12 protein-coding genes are annotated in these 16,913 nt (G+C 52.1%); all 12 read left to right on the forward strand.

What is annotated here, in order from left to right:
* Window positions 1-1,924 (forward strand): dynamin family protein (locus L6H98_RS00005; protein ID WP_236411857.1); only part of this gene is annotated, 1,924 nt, incomplete at its 5' end.
* 273 nt (window positions 1,925-2,197) lie between these two features.
* Window positions 2,198-3,970: an ABC transporter ATP-binding protein gene (locus L6H98_RS00010; protein ID WP_236411859.1), complete on the forward strand. Its 1,773-nt coding sequence runs from the start codon at window positions 2,198-2,200 to the stop codon at window positions 3,968-3,970.
* Complete coding sequence (locus L6H98_RS00015) at window positions 3,967-5,817, forward strand: ABC transporter ATP-binding protein (protein WP_236411861.1); 1,851 nt, start codon at window positions 3,967-3,969, stop codon at window positions 5,815-5,817. The genes L6H98_RS00010 and L6H98_RS00015 overlap by 4 nt, the downstream gene beginning before the upstream one ends.
* A gap of 137 nt (window positions 5,818-5,954) precedes the next feature.
* A complete protein-coding gene (purT, locus tag L6H98_RS00020) occupies window positions 5,955-7,142 on the forward strand; it encodes a formate-dependent phosphoribosylglycinamide formyltransferase (RefSeq protein ID WP_236412896.1) in 1,188 nt (395 codons plus the stop codon).
* Window positions 7,132-7,590: a GNAT family N-acetyltransferase gene (locus L6H98_RS00025; protein WP_236411862.1), complete on the forward strand. Its 459-nt coding sequence runs from the start codon at window positions 7,132-7,134 to the stop codon at window positions 7,588-7,590. Before purT ends, L6H98_RS00025 begins: the two co-directional genes overlap by 11 nt.
* 180 nt (window positions 7,591-7,770) lie before the next feature.
* Window positions 7,771-8,526, forward strand: coding sequence for a CAP domain-containing protein (locus tag L6H98_RS00030; RefSeq protein WP_236411875.1), 756 nt, complete (start codon window positions 7,771-7,773; stop codon window positions 8,524-8,526).
* 224 nt (window positions 8,527-8,750) lie between these two features.
* Complete coding sequence (locus L6H98_RS00035; protein WP_236411877.1) at window positions 8,751-9,608, forward strand: GDSL-type esterase/lipase family protein; 858 nt, start codon at window positions 8,751-8,753, stop codon at window positions 9,606-9,608.
* Window positions 9,608-10,573, forward strand: a complete 966-nt coding sequence (locus L6H98_RS00040; protein WP_236411879.1) for an ABC transporter ATP-binding protein — start codon at window positions 9,608-9,610, stop codon at window positions 10,571-10,573. The genes L6H98_RS00035 and L6H98_RS00040 overlap by 1 nt, the downstream gene beginning before the upstream one ends.
* The gene (locus L6H98_RS00045; protein ID WP_236411881.1) at window positions 10,566-11,555 is read left to right on the forward strand and encodes an ABC transporter permease; all 990 of its coding nucleotides are present in this window, start codon (window positions 10,566-10,568) and stop codon (window positions 11,553-11,555) included. The genes L6H98_RS00040 and L6H98_RS00045 overlap by 8 nt, the downstream gene beginning before the upstream one ends.
* Before the next feature lie 75 nt (window positions 11,556-11,630).
* Complete coding sequence (gene parE, locus L6H98_RS00050; RefSeq protein ID WP_236411883.1) at window positions 11,631-13,610, forward strand: DNA topoisomerase IV subunit B; 1,980 nt, start codon at window positions 11,631-11,633, stop codon at window positions 13,608-13,610.
* A 12-nt stretch (window positions 13,611-13,622) separates the two neighbouring features.
* Window positions 13,623-16,088 (forward strand): DNA gyrase subunit A, encoded by a 2,466-nt coding sequence (gene gyrA / locus L6H98_RS00055; protein WP_236411885.1) that lies wholly within the window; start codon window positions 13,623-13,625, stop codon window positions 16,086-16,088.
* Window positions 16,089-16,328: 240 nt separating this feature from the next.
* Window positions 16,329-16,766 (forward strand): MarR family transcriptional regulator, encoded by a 438-nt coding sequence (locus tag L6H98_RS00060; protein ID WP_236411887.1) that lies wholly within the window; start codon window positions 16,329-16,331, stop codon window positions 16,764-16,766.
* Window positions 16,767-16,913 lie beyond the last annotated feature (147 nt).

Consider the following 16,913-nt stretch of genomic DNA (forward strand, 5'->3'; position numbering starts at 1 on the left):
CCAGGCGCCGGCGGCGCACGGGCACCCGGCGGCTGGCGCTGAACGCCGCCGGCGCCTGGACGCTGCGGCGGCTCGGCTGGAGGCCGCCGCAGCGCTGGTGGAGCCGTACCCCGCCATGGGGTCGGCGGTACGGGACTTGCGTGCACGCGCGGCTTCGCTCGCGGGCGGCACGTTCACGCTGGCGCTGTTCGGTGCGTTCAGCGCCGGCAAATCCTCCTTCGCCAACGCGCTGCTCGGCGAAGCTGTGCTGCCTGTCTCGCCGCATCCGACGACGGCGGCGATCAACCGCATCATGGCTCCGGCCGATGGCGCGGAGCATGGAACCGCCCGGGTCCGGATGAAGACCCGGGCCGCCTTCCAGGAGGATTTGGCGTATTCGTTCCGCCTGCTGGGCTTGGGCGAACCGGAAGCCGATTGGCAGAAGCGGGTCAAAGGGCTGTCCCCGCAGGACGTGCATCCGGCGGGACGGCCGCATTACAGCTTCCTCCAAGCCGCCGCCGCAGGCTGGGCGGAGACGGAGGAGCTATTGGGACAGGAGGTACACGTCGACCTGGAGGGGTACCGCAGCTTTGTAGCCAATGAGCGGAAATCCTGTTTCGTCGACAGCATCGACCTCCATTACAGCTGCCCGGTCACCGAACAAGGCATCGTGCTGGTGGACACCCCTGGAGCGGATTCCGTGAATGCGCGGCATACGGGCGTGACCTTCAATTATATGAAGAATGCGGATGCACTCATTTTCGTGACCTATTACAATCACGCGTTTTCGCAGGGAGACCGGCAATTCCTGCAGCAACTGGGACGGGTGAAGGACAGCTCCGCCATGGATCAGATGTTCTTCGTCGTAAATGCCAGTGACCTTGCTTCCTCGGAAGAGGAGCTGGAACAGGTACTTGATCATGTCAGCACTCAGCTTCGCGCCAACGGCATCCGTTCTCCGCGCCTGTTCCCGGTGTCCAGCTTGATGGCATTGGAATCCAAAAGCGACGGCGATGCGGATCGTCTTGCCCGATCCGGGTTTGGCACGTTCGAAGAGGAATTCAACCGTTTTGCCGGACGCGAATTGGCCGATCTGGCCGTGGGCGGGGCTGCCGAAGAGCTGTCCAGAGTGGCGCAGCGTTTGGAGCAGCGCGCACAGGACGCTGCCCAGGGCGAAGAAGTGCTGCAGCGGCGCAGAGCCGAGCTGTCAGCCGGTATGGAGCAGTCCCGAGTTCGGATCGAGGCGTTTGCAGGGCGTACGATGAAGGAGGAGCTTGCGCAGGAAACGGGTGAGCTGTTGTTTCATGTCCGGCAGCGTTTGGGCTTCCGATTGGGCCAGTTTGTGGCTGAAGCCTTCCATCCTTCCGTGTTAAGGGAGGACCGCGGGAACCTGAAGGCGGCTTTTGCTGCTTGCGGCCGCGAACTGCTGCGCATGATTTCCGTGGAATTGGAGCAGGAATTGCTCGCCACGACGCTGCGTCTCGAGCAGGCCGGGAAGTCCTGGATCGCGAAGCAGCTCGCTGACTGCACCGCCGATCTGGAACGAATGCTGGAGGGCATGGATCTGTCGCAGGCGTTTGACGAGCAATGGGCAACGCCTTTGCTGAAAGAGATCCGGTTGGAGGAGCCATCCGGCTGGAAATCATACCAAAGCTATTTCCGTAATCCGAAACAATTTTTCGAAGGTGATGGCAGACGACGATTGCAGGAGGCCATCGAACCGGTCATTAAACAGATGGCTGCGGATGCGCTGCCGGCAGCTCAGGAGCAGCTCGTCGGATTCTACGATGACCGCGTGCGGGCGTCGCTGCGGCATCAAGCCAATCTCTTGACGGAACGGGTGCAAGAAGCGGCAGCCGCCCTGAATGAAACGATGACCAGCGGCGTGCCTGCCGAAGAGTGGCATAACCTGTCCGTACAAGTTATGGGCTGGAGAAGCGAATAGCGTTTTCATAATGAAATATGTCCGGTCATATCGATCGAAAAAAAGGTTCCCGACCCGAAAGGTCAACAAGGGAGCCTTTTTTTGTACGAACAACCTGAAAGCCAGAGAATATTCAAACATTTGCTTGAAAGCCGGGTCTTATGTTTCATTTATGACGCATTAAGGGTAAAGCCGCCTGAATATGGGCAGTTATTCGCTTTGCCGCCGATGAGGTACGGTGATAAACTTCATAAATGTTCATATTAATTTGAACGAGATAAAAGGAGGAGAAACATGGATGTTCTCAGGCAGCTGCAAACCTTTTTTTGGGAGAAGCGAAAGTATCTGTTTTTATCGATCTTATGCCTCGCCATAGCGACCGCACTCGGCCTTGTCTATCCGAACTTGCTGAGAATTCTGATCGACGATGTGATCGTTCCGCGCAATTTTGAAGACGTTCCCATACTTGCCTTGGCGGTGTTAGGTGTCGTTATCCTGAAGGCGGGAATGCAGTTTTTACACGGGTTTTTCGGCGGAAGGCTGGGTAACTACTTGGCATACCGTTTGCGCAATGCTTGTTACGAAAAGCTTCAGTTTTTATCCTTCCGTTATTATGACACAGCCAAAACGGGAGACTTGATGTCCCGCCTTACCGGAGACCTGGAAGCGATCCGCAACTTCATCGGATTTGGTTTCGCACAGATTCTCAACATGTTCCTGATGGTCATTTTCGGGGCCATCATGATGATGACCATGAGCTGGCAGCTTACTTTGCTGACATTGATCTGCATTCCGCTGCTCGCTTATGTCGCACTGCGATTCGAATCCCGGATACACCCTGCGTTCCAGGAAATGCGCCTGGCCCTCAGCTCGCTGACGACCGCAGTGCAGGAGAACATTACAGGCGTGCGCACCGTCAAATCGTTCGCCCGGGAACCTTATGAAGTCGACAAGTTTTCGACGCGGAATGAGCGCTACAAAACGAACCAGATTCATGCTGCAACCTTGTGGAGCCGGTATTTCCCGATCATGGAAATTTTGGCCTCGCTAAGCGTGGTGCTGCTGCTGATTATCGGGGGACGCATGGTTATACAGCAAACGCTTACCCTGGGTCAACTGGTTGCCTTTTTCAGTTTGATTTGGTACATAATCGGTCCAATGTGGGGTCTCGGCTTCCATATCAACAACTATACGCAATCCAAAGCTTCCGGCGAACGCGTGCTGGAGCTGCTGAATACACCCGTGGATGTCCGGGAATCGGAAGATCCCGTCATTCTGAAGAATGATCAGGTCCGCGGGCATGTTACGTTCGACGCCGTCACGTTTGCGTACGGCAACAAAATGCCAGCGGTAAACAACATTAATTTTGATGCGCCTCCAGGCACGGTCATCGGTTTCCTCGGTGGAACGGGTTCGGGTAAATCGACCATCATCCAGCTCTTAATGCGTGCCTACAACGTCAGTTCGGGGACGATTAAACTCGATGGCATCAACATCAACGATATCGGCATTCGCAGTTTGCGCAGCCAGATTGCTTCCGTATTCCAAGAGACGTTCCTGTTCTCCTCCAGCATTCGTAACAATATTTCCTACGGACTGAAGGACGTCACGATGGAAGAGATCGAGCGTGCGGCCAAATTGGCGAAGGCGCATGATTTCATTATGGAATTCCCGGAAGGCTACGACACGGTCGTTGGTGAACGGGGCATGGGACTTTCAGGAGGGCAGAAACAGCGGATTGCGATCGCAAGGGCACTGCTCAAAAATCCGAAAATTCTGGTGCTCGACGATGCAACCAGCGCGGTGGATATGGAAACCGAGCATGAAATTCAGTCCGGCTTCCAGGAAGTCATGCGTGGCAGAACGACGTTCATTATTGCGCACCGGATCTCCTCCTTGCGCCATGCCGATGAAATTCTGGTCCTTGATGAAGGCCGGGTGGTCCAACGAGGAACGCATCAGCAATTGATTCAACAACCTGGTCCGTACCAGGACGTGTATCATATCCAATATGCAGATTATATCGCCCGCGGCAAGCGTGAGGCTGGGGAGCAGGTGAATTCATGAGTTCCGAAACGGCGGCAGTCAGGCGCGAGACGAAAGGGGTCTCCGACAAAAAACTGAATGAACGTTTTGTTTATCAGGACGATGAAGTAATAGAAAAGCCATTTAATTGGAAGGAATTCGGGCGGTTGTTTGGTTACATGAAGCCTTACGCCAGACAGCTGCTGCCTCTCATCTTGTTGATGATGATTTTAGGGACGGTTACGAAGTTGTCGGTTCCGTTCCTGACGAGTCTGGCCATCGATAAGGCGATTGCACCCGCTTCAGGTGCGCCGAGCATGAATCTCCTCTATTTGATCGGGGGAGCCATCCTCGTATTGTATATCATTCAGTGGGCGGCCAATACCTATCGCATCAAATGGACGAATATTATCGGTCAGCGCGTCATCTATGACCTTCGTTCGGATTTGTTCAAACATATCCAGAAGCTTTCATTCAACTTTTTCGACAAAAGACCGGCAGGCTCGGTGTTGGTACGGGTAACGAATGACATCAACTCCTTGCAGGACCTGTTTACGAACGGTGCGGTCAACGTCATGATTGACTGCGTGCAGCTTCTCGGCATCATCGTGATCCTGCTGTTCATTAACTGGAAACTGGGTCTGGCAGTCATCATTACCGTACCGATCATGTTCATCATTTCCACGAAGCTTCGCGTCCTGATTCGACGGGCATGGCAGGATGTTCGCATGAAGAACTCCCGCATTAACTCCCACTTGAACGAGTCCATTCAAGGGATTCGTGTCACTCAGGCGTATACGCAGGAAAAAGAGAACATGAAATATTTCGACAACATGAACTTGTCGAGCAAAAAATCCTGGGACAAAGCGTCCGCGATGAACCAGGGGTTTGGGCCGCTGATCGAGATTACGGGCGGTTTCGGAACATTGATCCTGTTCTGGTTCGGTGCCTATCTCATTCAACATGGCCACCTGACCGTCGGTTTGCTTGTTGCCTTTGCCAACTATGTCGGCAACTTCTGGGACCCGATCAACCGGCTCGGCCAAATGTATAACCAACTGCTCGTCGCCATGGCTTCATCGGAGCGCATCTTCGAATTTATGGACGAACAGCCAAGCATCGCGGATAAACCGGGAGCCAAACCGCTTCCTTCCATCAAAGGGGACATCGTGTTTGATAACGTCGTCTTTGAATACGAGAAAGGTCGCCAGGCACTGAAAGGCATCAGCTTCAAAGCCGAGGCCGGCCAGTCGATTGCCCTTGTCGGGCATACCGGTTCGGGAAAAAGCACGATCATCAACCTGATCAGCCGTTTCTATGATATTACGAGCGGTCGCCTGACCATTGACGGGCATGATGTGCGGGACATTACGGTGGAGAGCTTGCGAAGCCAGATCGGCATCGTGCTGCAGGATACGTTCATTTTCTCCGGGACGATCCGGGACAATATCCGTTTCGGCCGGCTGGATGCCACGGATGAAGAGATCGAGCAGGCTGCAAAAGCCGTTAACGCCCATGAATTCATCATGAAATTGCCTGGCGGCTACGATACGGAAGTCGAAGAACGCGGGAACGTGTTGTCCATGGGGCAGCGACAGCTTCTGTCCTTTGCCCGCGCATTGCTCGCCGATCCTCGCATTCTGATTCTGGATGAGGCGACGGCCAGCATCGATACGGAAACGGAATTGAAAATCCAGGATGCTTTGAAGCTTCTGTTGAAAGGAAGAACGTCGTTCATGGTTGCCCACAGGCTCTCTACGATCCGCAACGCCGATAACATCATCGTGCTTGATCACGGCGAGATCAAGGAAGAAGGAAATCATGAACAATTGATCCAGAAACAAGGGATTTACAGCGGGTTAATCGAAGCCCAATACAGATTTTTGTAAAAAATGATCGAATAAACACAAAAAATCTTGTAAAATTCACAAGAAAAATAGGGAGCACTCTTGCAATCTTTCACCAAAACCCCGAAAATAGAGAGAAAGATATAGAAGATTTCTCTTTGGGAGGATTGGAGAAGAACATGTGGGGTGCTCCTTTTACGGCTCAAGCCAAAAAGATGCTGCTTTTGGGCAGTGGTGAATTGGGGAAAGAGGTCGTTATCGAGGCCCAGAGACTCGGTGTGGAAACGATCGCGGTAGATCGCTACGAGAATGCACCCGCGATGCAGGTTGCTCACCGGTCCTATTGCATCAATATGTTGGATGCCGATGAACTGAAACGAATCATTCGCAAGGAACAGCCTCACTATATTGTGCCGGAGATTGAAGCTATTGCGACGGAAGCTTTGCTCGAACTGGAGGAAGAAGGATTTTGCGTCGTTCCGACAGCAAGAGCTGCCCGTTTGACGATGGATCGCGAAGGCATTCGCCGTCTTGCGGCAGAACAGCTTGGATTGCCGACAGCTGCATATCGTTTTGCCGACAGTCTGGACGAGCTTCACGAAGCGGTTCGCGAGTTGGGAACGCCGTGCGTGATCAAACCGCTGATGAGCTCTTCAGGCAAAGGCCAGAGCGTTTGCCATACGCTGGACGACGTGCAGGATTGCTGGAACATTGCCCTATCGGGGGCACGCGGCAAATCCGTACGCGTCATTGTGGAGAGCTTTGTTAAGTTTGACAGCGAGATTACATTGCTGACGGTAAGGTCCGTCTCGGGTACGGTTTTCTGCCCGCCCATCGGACATATTCAGAAGGATGGGGATTATGTCGAATCTTGGCAGCCTCATGCGATGACAGCCGAGCAGTGGGAACAGGCTTGCCACATTGCCAAAACGGTGACCGATGAGCTTGGCGGTTACGGTTTGTTCGGCGTCGAACTGTTCCTTACGGCCGAAGGCGTCGTGTTCAGCGAGGTATCTCCTCGTCCGCACGATACGGGCATGGTTACGATGGTCACGCAGGACAACTCCGAGTTTGCGCTCCATGTTCGCGCGATTCTTGGGTTTCCGGTGACAGATGTACACCTGCTTACACCTGGAGCCTCGGCTACATTGAAGGCTAATGATGAAACCGCCGATTTTGCAATCAAAGGTATGGAAGAAGCACTCGCTTTGCCGCGCACGCAAATCCGCGTGTTTGGCAAACCTGAGACCAAAGTAGGGCGCCGAATGGCAGTAGCACTGAGTGCAGCCCAGGATGTGCAAGAAGCTCGAAAAACAGCGGTACAAGCCGCAAATATGCTGAAAGTGGAGGTAAATCATGTCCAATAATGTAGAGGCTCCTGTACTGACGATCCGGGAATGTGAACTTCGCGATGCTGAAGCGGTAACGGGACTGATGAGAGAGGTCTGCTATCCGACAACGGCCAATGTCATGAGAGAGCGTATTCAGGGTTTGGAAAACAATCCGAACGCGTGCATGCTTGTTGCCGAAGTGGATGAACAAATTATTGGGATGATCGGCTTGCAGTGCGTGCAAAGCCATGCTTATCCGGAACCGGCTGCCCAGATTACTTCCTTGATCGTAGGCCAGAAGCATCGTGGCGGCGGAATTGGCCGCCGTCTGATGTCGCATGCCGAGGATTGGGGCAGGAAACAAGGCGGCAAACAGCTATTTGTGACTGGCGCCAATCGTGATGTGGCTTCTTCTGCGTACAGCTTCTACGAGCATATCGGTTTTCAGAAGAGAGGCTATCGTTTCAGTAAGGTTCTTTTATAGCATGAATAGGGCATCCGACAAACCATTGCTGTTGTCTGGATGCCTTCTTTTTTAATGTAAAAATGACAAAAAAGTTACTTTTCCATTTTTTAATAGGTTCACAACACCAGTGACAGTTGTTATACTGCAAGAGTGTTAATTACATTTTTGTAACAATTAATTTCAAGGAGATGAATCAATTTGAAGAAAAACTGGTTGAAAACTGTTGCTGCTGGAAGTCTGACAGCTGCACTGGCGGTGGGAATTATGCTGCCGGCCTCTGCTGCTGCTGCAAATCCAACCACATATACTACTTCTACGGTCACTTATAAAATTACGGATGCGGCAAGCTTGAAAGCTGTCCTGGAACAATGGAAGAAACAAATCGAAGAACAGCTCAATCAAGGAACGACAGCTCAAAAACCGGCGGATCAAACAACGGAAACAACAAAGCCGGCTAAACCAGCTAATCCAACACCTGCGAAACCTTCCGATAACGGAAGTACATCAAATAACGGCAGCAACAATGGAAGCACTGCAGGCAACACAGGCAACAATAACAGCAACAGCGGAAGCGAAACGTCCCAATCCGACTTTGCTGCGCAAGTGGTCAAGCTGGTGAATGCAGAGCGTGCCAAAGCTGGTCTTAGTGCTCTGACTTCGGATGCATTGTTGAACAAAGTCGCTGTAGCCAAAGTGAAAGACATGAGCGACAACAACTACTTCGATCATCAATCGCCGACATATGGTTCGCCATTCGACATGATGAAACAATTCGGAGTAACGTATAAAGCCGCTGGCGAAAACATCGCAAAAGGCCAAAAAACGCCTCAGGAAGTCGTGACTGCATGGATGAACAGTGACGGTCACCGCAAAAACATTTTGAGCGCCAGCTTCACGCACATCGGCGTGGGATACTACAATGGATACTGGGCACAGGAATTCATCGGCAAATAATAAAGACATCGGACTCATTCCGTAGTTACAAAAGGGGTATGTCCGTACAGCGAGGTCTGTGCGGGCATAGCCTTTTTTCGCTGTTAGAGCAAAAGGATACAGCGTGCGTCAAAATTTGCAAAATTGGCACAGAACATTTATGTTAATTAGACGAAGCATCATCTGAATGTAAAGCCATTTTTCAAATTTTAAGTACCTGGAGTACATGAGCGGAGATGTGATGAATGAAAAGAAGAACGGTGGACTCATCGCCTTGGATTTGGCGGATCATCAGCACGGTGTCCGTTTTGGCTACGCTGCTGTTATTATTCGGATTTGTTTACGCGATCAAGGATGTCATGTTTCCCCAAGGGGACGCCGGAACATCCTCCGGGCAAACCTCTGGAAAACCGTCCTCAAGCGAAGCCGCACCGGTTCAAGACGGGAAAATTCGCATGGCCGTCATCGGCGATTCGCTTGCACGAGGGACGGGAGATGACGAAGGTCTTGGCTTTATCCGCCGTACCGCCAACCTGCTGCAACAGCAGGGTCATGACGTGCAGGTGCTGAACAATCTTGGCGTTAACGGGCTGAGAACCGATGCTTTGCTGAAAAAGTTGGATGAGCAGGGCGTGCGGTACGTGCTGCAGCAAGCAAATTTTATTTTGTTGTCGATCGGCGCAAATGATCTGTTTCAAGGAGGTCAAGTGCTTCAGGGACAAGATCCGCCAACCCCGGAAAAACTGGCAGAGGTTCTTCCGGAAACCTCCAAACGTTTGCAGGACATTTTAAAAAAAGTAAAAGAAATTAATCCGCAGGCCCAGATTTCCTATGTCGGATTGTATAATCCGTTTGGTGACGTGAAGGAACTCAAGGTTCCCGGGAATACGGTCGTTGCGGCATGGAATGACGCTGCGCTGGAGATTTTGAACCAGGAAGACCGCATGTCGCTGGTGCCGACCTTCGACATTTTCCAGAACCATTTGGGCAAATATCTTTCTTCGGATCATTTCCACCCGAACGGGGACGGTTACCAGGCCATCGCGGTCCGCATTGCACAGGAGTACCAGAACGTCAATGAAACGCAAGGGGGTGCAAAGTGATGCCTGAACAGCAAAGCGTACCGGTGCTCTCCGTTCAGCATGTCAAGAAAAAAATCGGACGCAAATGGATTATCAAAGATGTTACGTTCGATGTGCAGCCTGGGGAAATTTTCGGTTTTTTGGGTCCGAACGGGGCGGGCAAAACGACAACCATCCGTATGCTCGTTGATCTGATCAAACCGACGGAAGGCAAAATTATGGTGTGCGGTTATGACGTGAACCGGGATCCCGAACGGGCACTGCAGTTTGTAGGTTCTATCGTTGAAAATCCCGAAGTGTATACATATTTGACAGGGTGGGAGAACCTGGAGCATTTTGCCCGGATGCAGCCCGGCGTAGATCATAAGCGAATACAGGAAGTTGTCGATATCGTTCGCCTGGACCAGCGGATTCATGATAAAGTAAGAACCTATTCGCTCGGCATGCGCCAGCGCCTGGGCATTGCCCAGGCTTTGCTGGGAAGACCGCGTCTGCTCATTCTCGATGAACCGACCAACGGGCTGGATCCCAAGGGCATAAAGGAGCTTCGCGCATTCATCAAGCAGCTTGCCGGCGAAGGCATGGCCGTGTTCGTCAGCAGCCATCTGTTAAGCGAAATACAATTGCTGTGCGACCGGGTGGCCATCATCAGTTCCGGAAAAGTGCTTGCCGTCGGAGGCGTGAATGAACTGATCGAGGACCATTCCCGCATGGCCATCTGGCATCTGACCCCGCTGGAAGCGGGGAAAAATATGCTGTTGGAAGCCGGGATTACGCTGGTTGACCGACCGGCCGAAGTGATGGACGACACCATTATTGCCGGTTTGGGACCAAATGCCGTCGTCGCCGAAATGGATGAAGATCAAATCCCCGCATTGGTCGACCGGATGGTCCGGGAAGGGATCCGGGTCGAGGGCGTTCAGCGGATTCAGCCGACCCTGGAGCAATTATTCCTTAAAATGACGGAAGGTGAATCCATTGAGTAACATCATGCCGCTTATTCGCAACGAAACGATCAAAATGGTGAAGAAAAAACGCCTTTATATCATTTTCATCGTGCTTGCGGTCCTGGTGCCCATGTTTACGTATGCCCAGATGAAATCTGCGGAAAATAACCGCGACAAATTCGGCGGCGATTGGCGTCTGGAGCTTCAGCAAGCCATTACGGACAATCAAAACTCGCTCGGCAGCGATCGCGTGCCGGAAGAATACAAAAAATATCGCACGGTGTATATTCAACAGATGCAGTATTATCTGGAAAACGACGTGAATCCCAAAGAGCCGAACGGCGTAACGTTTACGCGGGAGTTCATGAACAATGCGGTAGGTTTGTTCATTCCGCTGCTCATCATGGCGATCGCTTCGGATCTGGTGTCGGGAGAACGCACGACGGGAACGATTAAAATGCTGCTGACCCGTCCCGTCAAACGATGGAAAGTGCTGCTGAGCAAACTGGTAACGCTGCTCATGTTCGTTTCCATCATCGTTGTGTCTGCATACGTGATATGTTATGCCATTTCGGGCGTGGTCTTCGGATATAAAGGCTTTGGCATGCCGATTTTCACCGGTTTCAAAATTGTGGGCACCGATGTGGACATGTCGGGCGTGCATGCGGTGAAGCAATGGCTGTACTTGCTGATGCAGGCAGGACTGATCTGGTTCGTGAGCGTGATCGTTGCCGTTCTTGCCTTCATGGTGTCGGTGCTTGTTCGCAGTACGGCGGCAAGCATCGTGATCATGATGGCGGCGCTGATCGCGGGAACGATTCTGACCAGCATGGCCGCATCGTGGAATTCCGCCAAATATTTGTTTATGGTTAATTTGCAATTGCCTGATTATTTGTCCGGCGGGCTGCCTCCGATCGAAGGAATGAATTTGGGTTTTTCCCTTATTGTGTTAAGCGTTTGGGGCATAGCGTCATTGGTTGTGTCATTCCTTGTCTTTACGAAACGGGATATCTTGAATTAAAATGGACAAGGATAAGAAAACATCTGTTTGCATTTTTCGCTTTTTTTAGTTGCAAGTTAAGAAGGGGGAGCATGAATGGTCGAGCAAATCGATATGTCGGCAGGTTCGACAGGCGGGGGGCAAGGAACCTCGGGCTACGACGCGGACGACATTCAAGTACTTGAAGGGCTGGTCGCGGTCCGGAAACGGCCGGGTATGTACATCGGCAGCACCAGCAATTCGGGACTTCATCATTTGGTATGGGAAATCGTGGACAATGCCGTCGACGAACATCTCGCCAAATTCTGCTCCAAAATCGATATCACGCTGCATAAGGACGGGTCTGTCACGGTTCAGGATAACGGAAGAGGAATTCCGACGGGTATACATAAGACAGGAATTCCCACTCCCCAGGTCGTGTTTACGATTTTGCACGCAGGAGGAAAATTCGGTGGGGCAGGATATAAGAAATCCGGGGGGCTGCACGGCGTTGGCGCATCGGTTACGAACGCGTTGTCCGAATGGCTGGAAGTCGAAATTTACCGGGATGGCAAGATCCATCGGCAGCGGTTCGAATATTGGCAGGACAAAAAAGGAATCGAGCACGTCGGCGAACCTGTAACCGGGCTTGAAGTGCTTGGCAACACCAATCGCACGGGCACCAAAGTGACGTTCAAACCGGATGTCCGGGTGTTCCAGAACGGCATTCAGCTGAATTACGATACGCTTGCCGAACGTCTGCAGGAAATCGCATTCCTCAACTCCGGTTTGAAAATCGTGCTGAAGGACGAACGCTCGGGCAATCAGGATGAATACATGTATGAAGGCGGAGCGAGCCAATTCGTGGCGTTTTTGAACGAAAACAAAGACGTGCTGCATGATGTCATTCACTTTTATGCGGAAAAGGATGACATCGAAGTCGAAGTAGCCATTCAATATAACGCAGGTTATACGGAAACGCTTGCTTCCTTCGTGAACTCCATCCCGACCAGGGGCGGCGGTACTCATGAGACCGGATTCAAGACGGCGTATACCCGTGTCATGAACGAGTATGCGAGACGTACGAGCATGATCAAGGAAAAAGACAAAAATCTGGATGGCAACGATCTGCGCGAAGGCATGATGGCCGTCATCAGCGTGAAGATGTCCGAGGTCGAATTCGTCGGACAGACCAAGGACCAGCTCGGCAGCGCTTCGGCGAGAAGTGCCGTGGATTCGGTCGTCGCCGAAAACATGCAGCGTTTCCTGGAGGAAAATCCCCAGGTCGCGCAAACGCTGATCCGCAAGGCCGTATTGGCATCCAAGGCGCGGGAGGCTGCCCGCAAGGCCCGCGACGAGATGCGCAGCGGCAAAAAGCGGAGCGAAAGTTCCAATCTGAACGGCAAATTGACGCCGGCGCAATCCAAAGATTTTTCGCGCAACGAGCTGTTTATCGTGGAAGGCGATTCTGCCGGCGGATCGGCCAAGCAAGGCCGCGACTCCAAAATTCAGGCGATCCTTCCGCTGAAGGGCAAACCGCTTAATCCGGAGAAGGCAAAGCTGGCGGATATATTGAAAAACGAGGAGTACCGTGCCATCACTTCGGCGATCGGCGCCGGCATCGGTACCGAATTTGCGGTGGAGGACAGCAATTATTCCAAAATCATCATCATGACCGATGCGGACACGGACGGTGCGCATATTCAGGTTTTGCTGCTGACCTTTTTCTATCGCTACATGAAACCGCTCATTGACGAAGGCAAAGTATTTATCGCCCAGCCTCCGCTTTACAAGCTCACCAGCAAGTCCGGCAAAATGTCGACCGTGCGTTACGCATGGACGGATGAGCAGTTGGCGAACTACATGAAGGAGCTTGGCAAAAACGTGGAGCTTCAACGGTATAAGGGACTTGGAGAGATGAATCCGGAGCAGCTGTGGGAGACAACGATGAATCCGGAAACGCGGTCCTTGCTTAAAGTGGAGATCGTGGATGCGGCAAAGGCCGAACGTCGTGTTTCCACCCTCATGGGTGACAAGGTTGATCCGCGCAAGCGTTGGATTGTCGAAAATGTCGACTTTACAGAGTACGAAGAATAGAAGGTGTTTGGAATGAGTCTATCAGAGCAGTTTTTGCCGGCCTTTCTGGAAGAGGTCGTGGGTGACCGTTTCGGTCGCTATTCCAAATATATTATCCAGGATCGCGCCATCCCGGATGTGCGCGATGGTCTGAAGCCGGTTCAGCGGCGGATTTTATACGCCATGTACGATTCGGGCAACACACCGGACAAACCCTATCGCAAATCGGCGAAAACGGTCGGGGACGTGATGGGGAATTACCATCCCCATGGAGACTCTTCGATCTATGAGGGTATGGTACGGATGGCGCAGCCTTGGAAAATGGGCCATGTATTGGTGGACGGCCACGGCAACTGGGGCTCCCAGGATGATGACCCGGCAGCGGCGATGCGTTATACGGAAGCCCGGTTGTCGCCGATTGCAATGGAAATGCTGCGCGATATCGAGAAACGGACGGTGCTGTTCAAGGACAATTTCGATAATACGGCCAAAGAACCGGTTGTACTGCCATCCCGATATCCCAATTTGCTCGTGAATGGCGTCAGCGGCATTTCCTCCGGTTTTGCGACGGAAATTCCGACCCATAATTTAAGGGAAGTTATCGATGCTTGCCTGGCTGTTATGGAGAAGCCATCGATTGGACTGGAAGAAATCATGATGTTCCTGAAAGGACCGGATTTCCCGACAGGCGGATTGATTATGGGCGGCGAAGGCATTATGGACGCGTACCGCACGGGTCGGGGCCGCATTTATATCCGCTCCAAAACCGATATCGAAAACATGCGCGGCGGCAAACAGCAGATCGTTATTACGGAAATTCCGTATCAAGTGGTCAAATCGCGTCTTGTGACCTCGATGGAGAACATTCGGCTTGAGAAAAAAGTCGAAGGCATCGCCGAGGTCCGGGACGAAAGCGGGCGTGAAGGTTTACGCATCGTCGTCGAGTTGAAGAAGGATGCCGATGCACAGGGCATACTGGCCTATTTGCTGAAAAAGACGGATCTTCAGGTGACGTACAATTTCAACATGGTTGCCATCGTCAACAAGGCGCCGCAGCAGCTCGGGCTAAAAGCGATGCTGGAAGCTTACATCGCGCATCAGCGGGAAGTGGTCACGTATCGCACCCGATTTGAACTGGAGAAAGCCGAAGATCGCGCCCACGTGCTGGAAGGGCTCGTCAAAGCGCTTAACATTTTGGACGAGGTCATTGCGGCCATTAAAGCATCCAAAAACCGCCAAGACGCGCAAAACAACCTCATGTGGATGTTTGGTTTTACGGAACGACAGGCCGACTCGATTCTCACCCTGCAGCTCTATCGCCTGACCAACCTGGAGATCACCTCACTGGAGAAGGAGCTTGCCGATCTGATGAAAAAAATCGCGCAGCTTCGTGGCATTCTGGAGAGTGACCGCAAGCTGATCGGCGTCATTCGCAAGGAGCTGCTGGAGATTCGCGAGAAATACGGCATCGACCGCCGCTCCGCCATTCAGGGCGAAGTCGAAGAACTCAAGGTAAACCTTGAAGTTCTGGTGAATGCCGAGGATGTATTTGTGTCATTGTCCAAAGAAGGGTACATCAAACGCACGGGAATGCAATCTTTCACTCGCTCTGGCGGGGAACGCAGCGGAAGCGGCGTGAAGGAGGGCGATTATATCGCCCAACTGCTTGAAGTGAATACGCTGGACAATTTGCTTGTGTTTACGCAAAAAGGCCAATACTTCCTCCTGCCTGTGCACCAGGTTCCCGAATTCAAGTGGAAGGACCCGGGTACGGCGATCGTGAACGTGATTCCCCTTGGGAAAGATGATCGAATCACCAACGTGCTGCAGATCAAATCGTTTGATGAGCCGAATCACAGCCTTGTATTTGTCACGCGCAAGGGACAGGTGAAACGTACCGAACTGAAAGAGTACGTGACGAAACGTTCCGGAGCCGTAGCTGCTTGCAAAGTGGGCAAAGACGATGAAGTTCTCTCGGTGCATCTGAGCACGGGAGATAAGGACATCTTGTTGATTACCAAGGAAGCGATGGCTATTCGTTTCCGCGAGGACGAAGTGAACGCCATGGGACGGGTGTCCGGCGGGGTAAGAGGCATTCAGCTCAAGGATACGGATGAAGTGGTTACCGCTCTTTGGGTGGAAGGAGAGGAAGGCGAAATCGCGATATTGTCCGATCTGGGATACGGCAAACGCTCCTTGCTTCTCGATTACGCTCTTCAGAGCCGTGGCGGCAAAGGCGTGGCTACCTTCGAATTCAAGGAAGGCAAGCGGGTCAAACCGAACGGCAGCCGCATCGCCGGGGCTTTCTACTGCCGTGAAGAACGCAAAGTGAACGTAATGACCAAAGAGGGCCAGGTATTCACGCTGTCCTCCGAGAGCATGCCGATCCAAGAGCGGAAGCATATCGGCAAACTGCTCGTACATGTAGACAAAAAGGATGAGGTCGTGGAGCTTCTGAAGGACTTGGATGAAACCAATTCGCATGACGGTCCGTCTTGACCCTTTCCTTGCAAAGACGTTTCGCCTTGCAAAAGCACAGCAGCTTTTGTCGGGCGGACCGTCTTTTTTTGTTGTTCGGACACGGATTAAAAGAGAGACTTCATGCGAAGTTTAACAACCTTCGTCGATTGCGGTCGATCGCTGGGAAATTGAAAAAATGCAGCAGGAATGCGGCTTTGAAGCGCGAAAACCTTAAGCAGATGAAGTGATTACCTGACCGCAGAGAGGAGCGATACCAACATGTATTATTCCGATTTCACCAAATGCTGGTCGAGGCTGACCAAGGATTACAAACTTCACATGGACCAGGAGCTGGCCCCTTCCTTAACGGAAGCACAATTGACTGCACTCGAGGTACTTGATGATCATGGGCGCATGAAACCATCCGACCTGATTCCATTTTTGGCGACGACCCCTGCAGCGGTTACGATGCTGCTTGACCGAATGGAAAAGAACGGATTGATCCATAGGGAGCGCGACGATCAGGATCGCAGAATCGTTTGGGTGTCCCTGTCCGAAAAAGGCAGGATCGAAACACAGCGCGGGCTCGCCATCCGCAATGAATTCATGAACTCTGTGCTCAGCAACATTTCGATGCATAATCAGCAGCTGCTGGTATATTTGCTGGGAAAAATGACTGCCCCCAAAAATAAGGAGCATGCCTTATCCACTTCATAAAATGATGGTCTTTGGGTAACCATAGGAAAACCTGCTCGTTTGAGGCAGGCTGCCTATGGTTATTTTTTTTGATAAGGCGGGTTTTGCAAGGATTTAGCCAATCTCCAAAAAATCGAAAAAAACCAATATGTAAAGAGTTGACTATGT

This window comes from Paenibacillus sp. JJ-223 (assembly GCF_927798175.1).
In the GTDB taxonomy this organism is placed as follows: domain Bacteria; phylum Bacillota; class Bacilli; order Paenibacillales; family Paenibacillaceae; genus Paenibacillus; species Paenibacillus hubeiensis.

Excerpts from the sequence above, each read along its gene's own strand:
- L6H98_RS00015 (WP_236411861.1), top strand. The coding sequence starts at position 3,967 with ATGAGTTCCGAAACGGCGGCAGTCAGGCGCGAGACGAAAGGGGTCTCC.
- L6H98_RS00060 (WP_236411887.1), top strand. The coding sequence starts at position 16,329 with ATGTATTATTCCGATTTCACCAAATGCTGGTCGAGGCTGACCAAGGAT.
- L6H98_RS00025 (WP_236411862.1), top strand. The coding sequence starts at position 7,132 with ATGTCCAATAATGTAGAGGCTCCTGTACTGACGATCCGGGAATGTGAA.
- parE (WP_236411883.1), top strand. The coding sequence starts at position 11,631 with ATGGTCGAGCAAATCGATATGTCGGCAGGTTCGACAGGCGGGGGGCAA.
- purT (WP_236412896.1), top strand. The coding sequence starts at position 5,955 with ATGTGGGGTGCTCCTTTTACGGCTCAAGCCAAAAAGATGCTGCTTTTG.
- L6H98_RS00010 (WP_236411859.1), top strand. The coding sequence starts at position 2,198 with ATGGATGTTCTCAGGCAGCTGCAAACCTTTTTTTGGGAGAAGCGAAAG.
- gyrA (WP_236411885.1), top strand. The coding sequence starts at position 13,623 with ATGAGTCTATCAGAGCAGTTTTTGCCGGCCTTTCTGGAAGAGGTCGTG.
- L6H98_RS00040 (WP_236411879.1), top strand. The coding sequence starts at position 9,608 with ATGCCTGAACAGCAAAGCGTACCGGTGCTCTCCGTTCAGCATGTCAAG.
- L6H98_RS00035 (WP_236411877.1), top strand. The coding sequence starts at position 8,751 with ATGAAAAGAAGAACGGTGGACTCATCGCCTTGGATTTGGCGGATCATC.